Genomic DNA, 14,736 nt, shown 5'->3' on the forward strand with positions numbered 1-14,736 from the left:
TCTTCGTTACTTTTGAAGCCCAAAAGTAACCAAAACCGACGAAGGAGCTCATGGACACCAATTTTCTTCGTTACTTTTGAAGCCCAAAAGTAATCAAACCGCCGGAGGAGCTCAAGGATATCAATTTTCTTCGTTACTTTTGAAGCCCAAAAGTAACCAAAAGGCTTCGGCCCATTTAAGGTGGCTTTTCGCACAGTCATCCGCACATGGACAAGAATGCCTTGTTGTCGGGAATACCTTTCTCAAGATCATCCCTTTTGATGGGATGATCTTGAGAAAGCATTCCAAGGCCAATCCCATCGCACAGGTCATCGGCATTCTTTCCATTTTTCCGCCACTGGAAATGAGCCGGGGGCTAAAGGACTTCCTTCGGAAGGTGAAATGTTTGTAGAAAAACCCCAGCGGGGATGGAATATTTTCAGAAATTAGATCTGAATAATGGCCAACCCCTAGCTGGGGTGGAATATTTTTCTATATATTCCTTTTATGGGTCAAAAAAGAAAAAAATAGTTTGCTCATCTTGCGATTTTGCAATGACAACGATCCTTAAAAAAAGAAAATAAATAGATTCTTCGTTTCACTCTGAATCCCTTCTTATCGCATTTTGATTCTGAACGATCAATGAGGATTCTGTACAGTTCTCTACTCTACGACCCTGTCATCCTGGACCGAAGGTCCGGGAAAGTAAGCCATTGCAATTATGGAAACGCATTGTTCCGAGATCCTTCCTGCATACCAATGAAGTTTGATAGATCTATGTTTCTGGCTTTCTAGACCCATTTTTATTATCCTGAATTTTTCCTTTTTTATGACATACTGCCCTGGAAGGGCAGAATTATTTTAGAAATAGTATTGAACAATATAGAAGTAGCGAAAAACTGATGTTCAATTAATCGAACATCAGTTTTTCGCTACTTCCAGGCTAACGTACCATGCTAGCTAAAATAATGGAACCCCGATCTTGGCCCATCCTCTTATCCTTTGAATCCTGGTTCAACCCCGATCTTGGTCCATCCTCTTATCCCTTGAATCCTGGTTCAAAATCCCCCTCCCAGCAATCTCTTTTTTTATTTTTTGATATGGATATCGGTTTGTGGGAATGGGATATCGATTCCTGCCTTATCCAGGTCTTCTTTACATTGTATGATCAATTGTTCCTGCATGGCCCAGAAATTTTCGTTGGAGGTCGTGGCACGTATTGAGAGGTTGATGGCACTATCACCTAATTCAGTGACAACCACATCTGGTGCTGGATCCTTAAAGGCAAATTCATTTCTCGAAATCGTATCCAACAACAATTGTTTTGCTGCCTTTAAATCGGTGTCATACCCTACACCTATGTTGAACCATGTTCTTCGGGTTCCTAGTTCAGAATAATTGGTGATGTTACTATTGGAAAGTTCACCATTGGGAATGATTACCAATTGATTCTGCGGAGTAACCAATCTGGTATTGAAAATATCGATTACCTTGACCGTACCATCCACACCTGATGAAGAGGAGATATAATCACCGACCCTAAAAGGTTTGAACAGCAAGATCAATACACCTCCAGCGAAGTTAGATAGTGATCCTTGTAATGACATACCGATTGCTAAACCGGCAGCACCAATTACTGCAATAAAGGTAGAAGTCTGTACGCCTAATTGGCTGACTACCACGATGAAAAGCATGATCTTTAAGACCCAATTCAATAGGTTTCCCAAAAATGTCCTGATGCTGGGATCTACATCGCGCTTTTCGAAAATCTTTCCTAAAAGTTTTCCAAATAGCTTGATCAACCATAGTCCCAAGAAGAGAACAAGTGCGGCAGAAATCAAAGAGCTCAATAATACTGGAGCATATGCGATTGCACTGTCAATAAATTTTTCAAGTTTGTTTTCTATACCGTTCAAATTTGCGTCTTGCATTTTTTCTGTTTTTGTGGTGCGTATTAATAGTAAATATTCAGTATGATAAATTCGATAAACCCTTCGCAGGGAACAAAATGAGATCCCACGGCTAATCACCTAGAAGCGTTAAAGATAGTATGGGATTTGCAGCGAATTGCGAATGCTAATTTGCTGTTGTTTTTAATAAATAAGACACAAAGGTATTAAAAAATAAACTAATAGGCAATTTTAGCGCAGGATTGATGAATTATTGCATATTTTTTGAAATTATCCTTACTTTGCCAGCACTCTGAAATATGAAAAACGTTAAAGCATTCTATAACCCTGCGCAACTCTTTACGTTCAGTTTTATTATGATCATTTTGACTGGATGTTTATTGTTGATGGCGCCGTTTTCTACCCAGGTTCCGATTAATTTTATCGATGCACTCTTTACGGCAACCAGTGCGGTCTGTGTCACGGGATTGACTACTTTGGATACCGGAACTGCATTTACTCCCATAGGTCATTTTATCATTATTTTACTGATTCAAATCGGCGGATTGGGCATCTTGACCTTTACCAACTATTTCGCTTATTTTTTCAAAGGAGCAAGCACTTACGAAAACCAAATCGCGACCAGTAATTTTTCCAATAATGAAAAGCTGGGGGAAGTATTTTTGATGTTGAAGCGAATCATCATCATTACGTTTTCCATAGAATTGGTTGGAGCGATCTTCATTTTCCTTTTTACGGCAAAGTTGATGGATCAGTCCTTTTTGGAACATCTGTTTTTTTCAGTCTTTCATTCGATTTCATCCTTTTGTAATGCAGGATTTTCTGTAGTGCCAGATGGTCTGACCAATCCACTCGTTATCCATAACTATGCATTTCAGATGGTCTTGATCATCTTGATCATTTTTGGAGGTCTTGGCTTTCCAATAGTAATCAATATATTGAAATACCTGAAGCACGTATTCAATCGCATATTTAAGAAGATTGCCTATCGGGAATTTGATTATAAGCCTTGGGTGATCAATATAAACAGTAAGATCAATTTGATTACTACGCTGAGCATTACAGTTTTTGCGACTATATTGATCTTTATATTGGAATATGATAATATCTTGGTGACGCATGAGGGGATAGGCAAATTCGTAACAGCACTTTTTACCGTTGTTTCCCCACGTACGGCAGGTTATAACAGCATTGACTATGGCGCTTTACATATTTACAGTATCCTGTTCATTATCCTGTTGATGTGGATCGGTGCCTCACCAAACTCTACTGGGGGAGGTATTAAGACGAGTACTTTTGCCGTAGCGGTTTTGAACATCCTGAGTTTGGTTAAGGGAAAAGAAAGGGTAGAGGTATTTCAACGTGAAATCGCAGGCATTACCATTAAGCGGGCATTTGCCATCATGACCTTATCGCTTTTTGTGATCGGCTGCTGTATCATTTCGATTTCTGTTTTTGATCCAGAATGTACTTTGGTAGAAATCGCATTTGAATGTTTTTCTGCCTATAGTACGGTCGGATTGACCTTAGGCATTACGGCAAAGCTGTCAGCAGGGAGTAAGATCACATTGATTATTCTGATGTTCATAGGCAGGGTGACCATGCTGACAATTATGATTGCCATGTTCAAGAAGGTGAAATTCACGAATTATAGATACGCAAAAGAAGAACTTACAATAAATTAAGCAATGAAATTTATCATCATAGGATTAGGGAATTTTGGGGCCTCTTTGGCCATGAAACTAACAGCCCAAGGAAACGAGGTGATTGGGGTTGATTTGAGGCTGGAGCGCATTACCGCTTTGAAGGAGAAAATCACACATACCATTGCGCTTGATGCGGCCGAGCCAAGTGCTTTTCATTCTTTGCCTTTAAAAAACACCGATGTAGTCATTGTAGCCATAGGCGAGGATGAAGGGGCCAATATTATGGTGACTGCCTTATGTAAAGAAGCACAAGTGAAACGTTTGGTGAGCCGTGCGGTCAATGCATTACATGAAAAGGTCTTGAATGCCATCGGCGTTACTGAGATTGTCCATCCGGAGGAGGAAACTGCAGAGCGCTGGTCGAAGAAGCTGTGTTTGTCTGGCTTGGTTGATTCATTTGAATTAAATGCCAACTACAGCATTGTGGAAGCCATAATTCCAAAGCAATATGTAGGCAAAACAATTCAGGAAATCGGTTTTAGGGAAAAATATGAAATATTAGTCCTGACCATTCTGAAGAGTGCAGAAAGAGATACTTTATTTGGCAAAAGCAGGATCGTCACCACGATTTTGCATGGAATCCCTAAACCTGATACGGTATTGCAAGAAGGAGAAATCATCGTCATATACGGTAGCAACAATAACATTAAAGAGTTCTTGAAATAGGATTGCTTTTAATGAAATCGCAAGAATTATAAGGGATGTTTGGCATCCCTTTTTTTGTATAAAAAGCCTTACCTAAACAAGAACTTCGGATTATCGGCAAAGAATATATCTGCATTTCCATATACTATTATTAGCGCTAATATATTGCTATATGAAAGTTATTTATTCAGTATGATTTTAGTTTCGTTAATTTTTTTTAAAATGATAAAATAATTTTAGAACTATATCGCAATTTTATGGTTTAAATTAATAAAAAAGAAGTTATAACATAAGTAATAACTATCTTGCATTACTTATTAATCTACCAATATTGTATGAGCATGCCTATTGTCCCGGAAAATGAATCGGAGCGTTTAAATATCCTATATTCTTTTGGACTGATTGCTGTTGGAAAATTGCCGGAACTGGATGTTTTTGCAGAACTGGCATGTCGTATTACGAACTGTCCCTCCTCCATCATTGCTATTATGGAAAAGGATCAGCAGCGAATCCAAAGCTGCATTGGTCTGGACTTAGAAACGGTAGATCGTAAGAATACGGTCTGCCAATATACGATATTGAGTTCGGAGCCATTGATGATTGAGGATACCTTCTTGGATACCAGGACGGCGCATAATCCGCTCATCATTGCTGGGCAGATCCGGTTTTACGCTGGGGTACCATTATTGGACGAACGTGGACATGCTTTAGGTACACTATGTGTAATCGATTATCATCCCAAAACATTAAGCCAGCAACAGTTAAAAGAACTGGAAGACTTAGCAAAAGCCGTTTTGGCCGTACTATTGGCCAAGAGGAAATTAAATCAAGCGGGTTATTTCAAGGATATCCTTTCCGTGACACAGAACATGATCTGTGTTTTGAATGAGGATTTTACCGTAAAGGAAGTAAATCCAGCCTTTGCAGAACTGATGCAAATACCTATCCGCGAATTCGACGGTCTTAATTTTTTAGAGGTACTGAAAGTTAAGGATAGGAAGGTGGTCTCGAAAATCAAGTCTGTATCCAGTTCAGATCTGGAGGTTATGGTGCAAACGCAAACACAGCTTAGGGAAGACGAGTCGGTAACGATTGATTGGCACCTGAGGCATGGTCAAGAGAATAAGGAGATTTTTGCATTTGGCAGGAACATGACCAGAGAGAATTCAGAACGTGCAAAACTGGAAGTTTCCGAAAGGAGATTTAGGAATTTCTTTGAAAATGGAATCGGGCTGACGAGCATGCACGATATCCATGGGAATATATTGGAGGTCAATGAAAAGGGCAGACAGGTTCTTGGATATTCCTTGGAAGAAATCCCAGGTTTGAACTTAAGGGATTTAGTACCGAATGAAAATAAATCGCTTGTTCAACCTTATTTGGATAGGATCCTGAAAAATGGAGAGGATTCTGGCATGATGGTCCTGAAAAAAAGGAATGGAGAATGGATCTATTGGTTGTACAACAATATGGTCGAAAAAGACCAGAACGGCAAGCAATATGTCGTGAGCTCCGCCTTGAATTTAACCGATCGGATCAAGTTAGAGAAGGACTTAGAACATACCAAACAGATGCTTGAGCAAACCAATATTGTTGCCCAAGTAGGTGGTTGGGAAGTTGATGTTAAAAAGAATGAAATCTATTGGTCTGATTCAACACGATTGATCCATGGTGTTTCTGAGGATTTTCAGCCCAATATGGAGAATGTGTTTTCATTTTTCGATCCGGAGGAAAGAACGATCATTGAGCATAGATTTAACAGGGCCATCGAAACTGGGCAGTCCTATGATTTTGAAATACAATTAAGAAAGCCAAATTCAGAACAGATCTGGGTCCGTATTAAAGGCAACCCTGAATATATCGAAGGGCGATGTGAAAGGGTTTTTGGGATTATTCAAGATATTGACCAGAGCAAGAGGCTGTATTTAGACATTGAGTTAAAAGAAGCCATGCTTCAAACCTTTGTCAAGCACGTTCCAGCTGCAGTAGCCATGTTTGATACTGATCTCAATTATTTGGCGCTCAGTCAACAATGGATTGAAGAATTCCATCAAGGGAAGAATTCAGACGGCAAAAGGAATCTTTTTGAACTTTTTCCAAATGTTCCCGAAAGTCGCAAGCAGATCTATCAACGAGCCTTAGAAGGAATACCCTATAAAAATGTAGATGAGGTTGTTCAAGTTGAAGGCGCTGCAGAAAATCAACATTATAATTGGGAAGTGAGGCCTTGGCGTATTTCGGACAATAATATTGGTGGGATAATCATATTCTCCCAAAATATAACGGAACAAGTCGAGAACAATGAGGAACTAAGGAAAGCGAAACAGCTTGCGGACCTAGCCAGTAAAGCTAAATCCGAATTCTTGGCGAATATGAGCCATGAGATCAGGACACCATTAAATGGTGTAATAGGCTTTTCCGATCTATTGCTGAAAACACCGCTAAACGATCTACAGAAGCAATATTTAAAATATGTAAATGAATCTGGGACAAACCTCCTTGCGATCATTAATGATATCTTGGATTTTTCAAAAATAGAATCAGGAAAGCTTGAATTCTACATTGATCAATACAACCTATATGAATTAGTAAACCAGGTCATCCACGTGATTCTCTATCAAGCCCAAAACAAGGATATTGAGCTATTATTGAATATTGAGCAGGGTTTGCCGACCATGATTCATGTAGATGAATCCAGGATTAAACAGGTTCTGATCAATCTTTTGGGGAATGCGGTAAAATTTACGGAACAAGGAGAGATTGAATTGCGGGTGGAGGAAACCTTCAGGAATGAGGAGAAGGTCGGATTGCGATTTACGGTTCGAGACACCGGAATAGGGATTCCAGATGAAAAGCAGCAGCGCATATTTGATGCTTTTATCCAGGAAGACAGTTCTGTGAGCAAACGTTTTGGAGGAACGGGCTTAGGTCTGACGATTTCCAACAATATCCTAAATTATATGGGCAGCAATCTATCCTTGAGGAGTGCAGTAGGGGTAGGGTCGGAATTCTTTTTTGAAATAGAAGTTCCTTATGAGAACCCTATTGAGGCTGAACATAATTTGGCAGTCGATTCTGCCCTGATTGTGGATGATAATGGCAGCAATAGAATGATTTTGGAGCACATGTTGGCCTATAAAGGAGTGGAAACCGAAACTGCTGAAAATGGCTTTGAGGCCCTACAGCTTTTGTCCATTGGGAAGCGATTTGATGTAATTTTGATGGATTATAGGATGCCAATCCTAAATGGTTTAGAAACTCTTTCAAAAATCAAGGAATTATATCGTCAGAACGAGGAGGAGTTACCGATCATGATCTTGCATACCTCTTCAGATGATGAAGAGCATATTGGACACTTCCGTCAAGAATCCAACTCACATATATTAACCAAGCCTATTATTTCAGAAGACTTGTATAGGATCTTGAGGAAAGATACTGAGGCTAATAAATCACTTCCAGTGGAGCAGGAAATGGAGTTCGCTGCAGAAGAAAAGATATCCACAAAGTCATATCAGGTTCTTCTTGCAGATGATAATCCGGTGAACATGGCCTTGAATAATCGACTTATAGAAAATTTACTTCCTAATTGTAGTACGGTCTGTGTTGAGAATGGCCAATTGGCAGTAGACTCCTGTGAAAACCAGGATTTCGATCTGATCTTAATGGATATTCAGATGCCGGTGATGGATGGGCTTGAAGCGACAAAAAGGATCCGAGAGATTGAAAGTTATAAGCATGTGCCCATCATTGGAATTACTGCCGGTAATGTTGTTGGGGAAAGAGAAAGGTGCTTACAGGTAGGTGTGAATGATTTTTTGACCAAGCCCATTAAAGTTGAGACTTTTAAAGAAGTGCTGTACAATTGCCTACTAAAGGCTTCAGATAAAAGTTTATCCAACATCAATGAGGTCAAGCATATAGATTTTGATGTTATTGAAGAAGCGACCGATTCTGATCCGGTATTTAAACAACAGTTTTATGGATTGATCCTTCAAGAACTGCAGATGCAGGAATTGGATATCAAGCAATTGATCCAGGATCGAGATGAAAATCTATTAGGACGGGTCTTACATAAATTGAAAGGTACATCAGGAAGTGCAGGCTTGACGGAATTGAATCTTATGTTGATTGAATTGGACAGTCAATTTTCGAAGGGGATTGAAGTGTGGGAACATTTGCCTAAGGTATTACATGAAATTGAAATATTACAGAAATTATTAATTGATATAAAGGAGTAAAGAAATGGTTGTGTTATTAGCTGAAGACGATGAATTAATCCTCAAAACTATCGAACATAAACTAAAAAAAGAGGGTTACCAGGTGATCTTAACGAGGAATGGAATGGAGGCCATCGATTTGTTGAATAAAGAAGAAATCGATCTTATCATCAGCGATATCATGATGCCTTTTGCATCGGGTATCGAAATCCTTTCGGAGTTAAAGAGTCTAGAAAAGAGGATACCAATTATCATGTTATCCAGTATGGGGCAAGAAGATACCGTGCTTGAAGCATTTGACTTGGGAGCTTCTGATTTTATGGTTAAACCCTTCAGTCCCAATGAACTGATTATTAGAGTAAATAGACTGCTGCGATAGCCTATGGAGAAAATGTTTACCCTTCATGAGTTGACATTAGGAATATTGACCATTCTGATATTGGTTTTCCTTTTTACGCTTGGATTGTTGATCTACAGTTTCCGAGCCTATAAATTGGAAATCAATAGGAAGTATTGGAAGAATATGTTGAACGAATACTTGATGCAAGTACTCGTAGAAGGGAACCAAACCGATCTGTATATCGACCCTAATCTGTCGGAATTACTGAAGCATGAGAATTTCAGGAGGTTTTTCTTGGGGCAACTCATTGAAGCTGACCGTAAGTTTTCAGGAGTGGCTGCTACGGTCCTACAGCGGGTCTTTTATTCCTATCAATTAGATAAAGAGTCCTATAGTTTACTTAGAAGCTATAAGGGGCATTTAATTGCTCGAGGCATACAGGCCTTGACTATCATGGATGTGCATTTGGCCTTACCTGAAATTGAATCCAAACTGAATCATCGGAAAAAGAATGTGGTCCATGAGGTACAATATGCCATGGTACATTTCAATGGTTTTGAGGGCTTATCCTTTTTAGACACGCTAGAAGGAATTCTGTCGGATTGGCAACAGCTGCGGATTTTGAACAATATTAAATCTTTACCCAAAAATGCAACTGAAAAGATCAGTAAATGGCTGGAGTCCAATAATCCATCGGTTTTGCATTTTGCATTAAAGTTGGTTCGGAAATTTCAAATTTTTGAGTTGCATGATCAGGTAGTGGCGATTTTGGCGGATGACCAGGATGTGATTTTGAAGGATGCCATCAAAACACTTTTTAGTTTGGATGCTCAGGATACATCCAGTCTATTGGCCATTTATTATCCTAAAATGAAGGAAGACCTTCAACTTGAGATCCTAAAGGGATTTGGGCAGACTAGGGCTTTTGACCAATTAGAATTTTTAAGATCTCAGTTAATAGACAATCCTTCCAATCGGATTAAGGTTTCGGCTGCCGAAGCTTTAGCGAATCTTGGGGAATTTAATTATTTAATAGACTTAAGTAATAAGTTGGCTCCTGAGGATCCAACTTTAATGGTTTTGAATCATGCTCTGCAGAAAAAATCCTAATTATGGCTGAGATTATTTATGTAATCATAGTTTGGTTATTTTTACTTTATTCCATTGGAATTTTTAGTGTTTATACCTGGATAGCTCTATTTTCCTATGGTGCTGTCCTGCGTTATAAGCATGGCAATATCTTTACGGATTATTCCATTATAGCCTCCAATCCGAACGCGCCAAGTTTCAGTTTGATTGCACCTGCCTATAACGAAGGAATGACGGTGGTGGAGAATGTCCGCTCACTGCTTTCCATATATTACCATAAATTGGAGATTATCATCGTCAATGATGGTTCTAAGGATGATTCAATGGAACGATTGATCGAGGCCTATCAATTAGAAAAAGTTTCTTATATCATTCCTGGGAATATAGCCACCAAAGAAGTAAAGCAGGTTTACAAAAGTAAGAACCCTGCTTTTAAGAAATTGATTGTAGTGGATAAGGTGAATGGGGGGAAGGCCGATGCATTGAATGTTGGGATCAATATTTCGAAGGCTGACTATATTGTCTGCATCGATGTGGACTGTATCATAGAGCAGGATGCCATTTTGAGATTGGCGAAGCCTTTTATGGAGCAGACAGACAAGCGCTTGATTGCATGTGGTGGGACCATCCGTTTAGCAAATAACTGTAAGATAGAGAAGGGTAAGGTTGTTGAAGTTAATTTACCAAAAAGCTGGTTAGGCCGGAGTCAGGCATTGGAATATATCCGGGCGTTTGTATTGGGGCGTATGGCCTGGTCAAGAGCCAGTGGATTAATCTTGATTTCAGGTGCATTTGGCGCTTTTGACAAGGAGATTGTACTGGCCTGTGGTGGATATGATCCAAAGACGGTGGGTGAGGATATGGAGTTGGTGGTGAGAATGCGTAGGTATATGAAAGAGCATAAATTGCCTCATCAGGTTATTACCATTCCAGATCCATTATGTTGGACCGAAGTTCCCGAGGATAAGTCAGTGTTAAAGAAACAACGGAATCGTTGGATGCGTGGAACGATGGAGACCCTGTGGAAACATAGGAAAATGATGTTCAATCCGAAGTACGGCAAGATGGGAATGCTCAGTTTGCCATATTGGTTTTTCTTTGAGTTTCTTGGACCCTTGGTTGAGTTTTCGGGGTATGTTATTTTCTGGATATTCTTATTTATGGGCTTCTTGAACTGGACTTTCTTCTTTGTCCTATTTGCCTTAGTCTTATTTTCTAGTATACTCTATTCCGTATATGCGATTTCGGTGGACTTAGTGAGTTACCAAGTTTATACCAAGCGGAAGGATTTGACCAAGTTGATCCTGACGGCCATAATAGAACCTTTTTATTTTCATCCCATAGTCACGATGGCAGGTATTAGGGGAATGATTGATTATTTCAAGAAAGGGCATACTTGGGGTGAAATGAAAAGACAAGGCTTCTCGGATCAAGTTCATGAAACTTTTAAGGAAAAGGTTGTCCGTATTATTAAGTCCTTGTTCCGGGAGTTTAGCTCGGTCGCAAGTGTATTTATGATCCTAATTTCGATTTTTAGCATATTGGAATACTTTATCTATAGTCATAATATCCAGCAATTCAATGGCATGAGTTCGTTTTTTGTCTTGTTGCTGAATAACGTATTGATAGGGTTTGTGATTCTGGTGCTCTTTTTCGTGATCTACGCAGTCTTAGCAATCTTTAATCGTCAGTTTTCCAGAGTTGCCCTTCATGTTTTGGCGAGTTTAATTTTGATCTCTCAACTGGTATTGGCCTTTTATTTTGCAGAATCGAGAAATTTATTGGGGACCGACCTGTTTTTTTATTCTGCGGATGAGCTGAAGAATATACTGCTTGCCAGTGGGGTATTGAATTGGGTTAATATTTTGATTTTAATTGTCGGTTTAGTTGGATTATATTTTGTGTTCCATAAAACGAGTAACCGATTTAAAGGCTCAGGGAAATTGTCGGCAGTTTTTCTTGGCTTGGCGATTTTAGCTTTTGGATATCTTTCCATGGGTGGAGATGTGAAAAGCGCCACAAAAAATGAGTTTTTGGAAACTGCAGAGAAAAGCAAGCTTGGGTTTTTCATGGAAAGCAATGCCAAGATGCTCATTGAAGATATTGAAGAAGGATTAGGCTTGAATACATCATCTGCTAGTTATGCTCAAGTTTCTGGGGACTATCCATTTATGCGAGAAGATCAAACCCAAGACCTGCTCGGAACATTTTTCGACAGGAGTAATTCTGTTCCTAATCTTGTTTTAATTATCGTAGAGGGATTGGGCAATGCTTATAGTAATCCAAATGGATATATCGGTGATTTTACGCCATTCTTGAACTCCTTAAAGGATAGCTCTTTGGTATGGGAAAATAATCTAAGCACATCGGGAAGAACTTTCTCTGTGCTTCCGACGATTTTAGGTTCCCTGCCATTTGGAAATTCGGGCTTCCTAGAATTAAAGGATTATCCGGAACATTTTAACCTGATCAATATCTTGAAGAAAAATGGCTTTTCCACAGCATTTTTCTACGGTGGAGATGCTGAGTTTGACTATATGAGCAAATACCTGAAGGCAAACGCTATTGATGAGTTAGTCGATGTCAGCTCCTTTCCGGAGGGGTATAATAAACTGCCGAGCAGCAATGGGGAAAGTTGGGGTTATGAAGATCAGGCGGTATTAGAACAATTAAGATTGGCAAATCAGGAGAATAATGCTCCGCATTTCCATATTGCCCTGACTTTATCGACCCATAACCCATTCCTGATCAATAATGAGGCAAAGTTTGCTTCCATGTTTGATCAAAGGCTGAAGACGATTAAGCTGAACAGTATACAAAAGAATTTTGCTTTGGAAAATAGGAAGCAATTGATTTCGGTGCTGAATGCGGACGAGGCTTTAAGGGATTTCTTCCGTTCCTACCAGCAGCGAAGTGATTACAAGAATACGATCTTTATTATCACCGGAGACCATAGTATGCCAGAGATACCTCTGCAAAGTAAGATAGATCGCTATCATGTTCCTTTGATTGTGTACTCTCCTTTATTGAAAACTAAACGTAAGTTTCAGAATGTGGTCAGTCATTTTGACCTTGCTCCAAGCATTTTGGCATTTTACAAAAATAATTATCAGTTGGAGGTTCCAGGTCAGGTTGCTTGGGTAGGACAGGGATTGGATATCGGAGCTAACAAGAAAGGGCTCGGGATTCCAATGATGCAAAGTAAATCGCAATTGATTGATTTTGTTTCTGCGGACCTGCATTTGAACTCAGGGACTCTTTACAAATTAAATAAGGACCTCAGTGAAGATGGGATAGATAATAAATCGGGTGCCGAGGAGCTGAACCAAAGATTTGATACCTTCAAAAAAATGAACAGGCAATTTACTTCAAAAATGAAGCTATTGCCTGACAGTGCTTTTAGATCTTATTTTAAGAATTAAATTTTAGAACCTTCTTCTATAGCCAACCGTGAAATCAAGTTGATTATCCCTGGTTTTTGGTTTATACTCCACATTATAATAAGTGCCGGAGATATTGAAAATATTTTTGGATTTTACACTGAAGTTGTAGTCTAAACCTGTTTTAAAGGTTTTCAATTTGTACAGATTGTCAAATAGCAAATTTTCTCTGTTTTGGTCAGGACTGATACCTGTTCCAACGATAAAGCCTAGATAATCATCAGAACCCTTGGTATAATATCTAACTGTTCCGGCATAGGATTGGGAGATATTGTTTTCACTAGGGGTAAGGTAAGTTCTGGCATTGAACCAAAAGTTTTTATAGTATTTACCAATAGATGCGGTATACATCCAAACATTATCGGTGAATTTCAATTGTCTGAAACCGACCTCAGCTTCAAAACTAGCTGGTAAGTTGGCGTATAGAGAGGCTGCGGTCCTGAATTTTGGGAATAAGCCTGTACTATTAGAGAATCCCGTACCAAGGTACATATAGAACATTTTGGAAAGTCGCGGGTAGGCTTCCAGTTCAAATTGAGTTCCATTGCTTCCGAATTTGTTTGCTAGGTTCGCCCTGAAAATAAATGATCCGATTGCTGTGCCTCTTTTATAGCTTAAACCTACGATATGCCAGTTGTCTTCAAATTGCTTGTCAAAATACATCCAATTGTAGGTGACACCAACCTCATTGATTCCTACCTGTTCTTTGATGGCAATTTCCAAGGTTCTGGCATCAGCATTTTTTGGGTCAATTTCTAAGATTTCATCTAAAGTTGCTTTTGCCGTTTTAAAATCTTTAGTGCCATTTGCGATTTTGGATTTTAACAAAAGAAGATCCATGGATTTATGGTCATGGGTCAATCCCTTGTCTACAATTCGGAGAGCTTCTGGATAATTATCTTCCCAGTATTCAAGTGAACCATAAGCGAAATAGAAATCTGGATCCTTTGCTTCTTTAATTTCAAGTTCCTTGAATACGATTCGAGCGGAGTCGATTTTATCCATCCAAGTATATAACCTGCCCAGGAACACGGAGATATCTGTATAATCTGGACTTTTAGCTAAGGCTGTTTTTGCTAGATTTACTGCAGCGGGATAGTTTTTGTTGTCAAATGCTTCCTTTCGAGCCGCTTGGAACAATTCATCCGAATTCAAATTGCTTTCTTGAGCACATAGCTCTTGTGTTCCAAAACTCAAAACAAAGACTAGAATAGTTAATAGTTGCGTTTTTAAATTCATAAGTAGATTGACTCGATAGAGAACAAAGGTAACCTCTTTAAGTGGATTTATGTCTAAACAAATAGATTTTTGGATAAAAAAATTATCTCAAATTGTGAACATAACAATAAGTTTTGGGGTTTGGTTTGTTTTATTTTTCTTTAGGGTATAAATTAACCATCAAATTAATGA

9 protein-coding genes are annotated in these 14,736 nt (G+C 39.1%); 7 read left to right on the forward strand and 2 right to left on the reverse strand.

What is annotated here, in order from left to right; genetic code table 11:
* The first annotated feature begins 139 nt into the window (after positions 1 to 139).
* Positions 140 to 391 carry a hypothetical protein gene (locus tag NLF99_RS14755; RefSeq protein WP_254529175.1) on the forward strand — a complete coding sequence of 84 codons (252 nt, stop codon included), beginning with the start codon at positions 140 to 142 and terminating at the stop codon, positions 389 to 391.
* A 676-nt stretch (positions 392 to 1,067) separates the two neighbouring features.
* Here NLF99_RS14755 and NLF99_RS14760 read toward each other — a convergent pair.
* Positions 1,068 to 1,910, reverse strand: a complete 843-nt coding sequence (locus NLF99_RS14760) for a mechanosensitive ion channel family protein (protein ID WP_185211713.1) — start codon at positions 1,908 to 1,910, stop codon at positions 1,068 to 1,070.
* Positions 1,911 to 2,188: 278 nt separating this feature from the next.
* On the opposite strand from NLF99_RS14760, the gene NLF99_RS14765 reads away from it, so the two are divergent.
* The 6 genes from NLF99_RS14765 to NLF99_RS14790 all read left to right on the forward strand — a co-directional run bounded on the left by NLF99_RS14765 (position 2,189) and on the right by NLF99_RS14790 (position 13,308).
* Entirely contained in the window at positions 2,189 to 3,574 is a 1,386-nt protein-coding gene (locus NLF99_RS14765) for a TrkH family potassium uptake protein (protein WP_185217038.1), read from the forward strand.
* Positions 3,575 to 3,577: 3 nt separating this feature from the next.
* Positions 3,578 to 4,261: a TrkA family potassium uptake protein gene (locus NLF99_RS14770; protein ID WP_185211715.1), complete on the forward strand. Its 684-nt coding sequence runs from the start codon at positions 3,578 to 3,580 to the stop codon at positions 4,259 to 4,261.
* Between the two features lie 314 nt (positions 4,262 to 4,575).
* Positions 4,576 to 8,478, forward strand: coding sequence for a response regulator (locus NLF99_RS14775; RefSeq protein ID WP_254529177.1), 3,903 nt, complete (start codon positions 4,576 to 4,578; stop codon positions 8,476 to 8,478).
* Positions 8,479 to 8,482: 4 nt separating this feature from the next.
* Complete coding sequence (locus tag NLF99_RS14780; RefSeq protein ID WP_185211717.1) at positions 8,483 to 8,836, forward strand: response regulator transcription factor; 354 nt, start codon at positions 8,483 to 8,485, stop codon at positions 8,834 to 8,836.
* Between the two features lie 3 nt (positions 8,837 to 8,839).
* Complete coding sequence (locus NLF99_RS14785) at positions 8,840 to 9,907, forward strand: hypothetical protein (RefSeq protein ID WP_254529180.1); 1,068 nt, start codon at positions 8,840 to 8,842, stop codon at positions 9,905 to 9,907.
* Between the two features lie 2 nt (positions 9,908 to 9,909).
* Complete coding sequence (locus NLF99_RS14790) at positions 9,910 to 13,308, forward strand: sulfatase-like hydrolase/transferase (RefSeq protein WP_254529183.1); 3,399 nt, start codon at positions 9,910 to 9,912, stop codon at positions 13,306 to 13,308.
* 3 nt (positions 13,309 to 13,311) lie between these two features.
* On the opposite strand, the gene NLF99_RS14795 is transcribed toward NLF99_RS14790, so the two are convergent.
* A complete protein-coding gene (locus tag NLF99_RS14795; RefSeq protein WP_254529185.1) occupies positions 13,312 to 14,565 on the reverse strand; it encodes a YaiO family outer membrane beta-barrel protein in 1,254 nt (417 codons plus the stop codon).
* Between the last annotated feature and the right edge of the window lie 171 nt (positions 14,566 to 14,736).

It is taken from the genome of Sphingobacterium sp. LZ11T8, from assembly GCF_024261425.1.
In the GTDB taxonomy this organism is placed as follows: domain Bacteria; phylum Bacteroidota; class Bacteroidia; order Sphingobacteriales; family Sphingobacteriaceae; genus Sphingobacterium.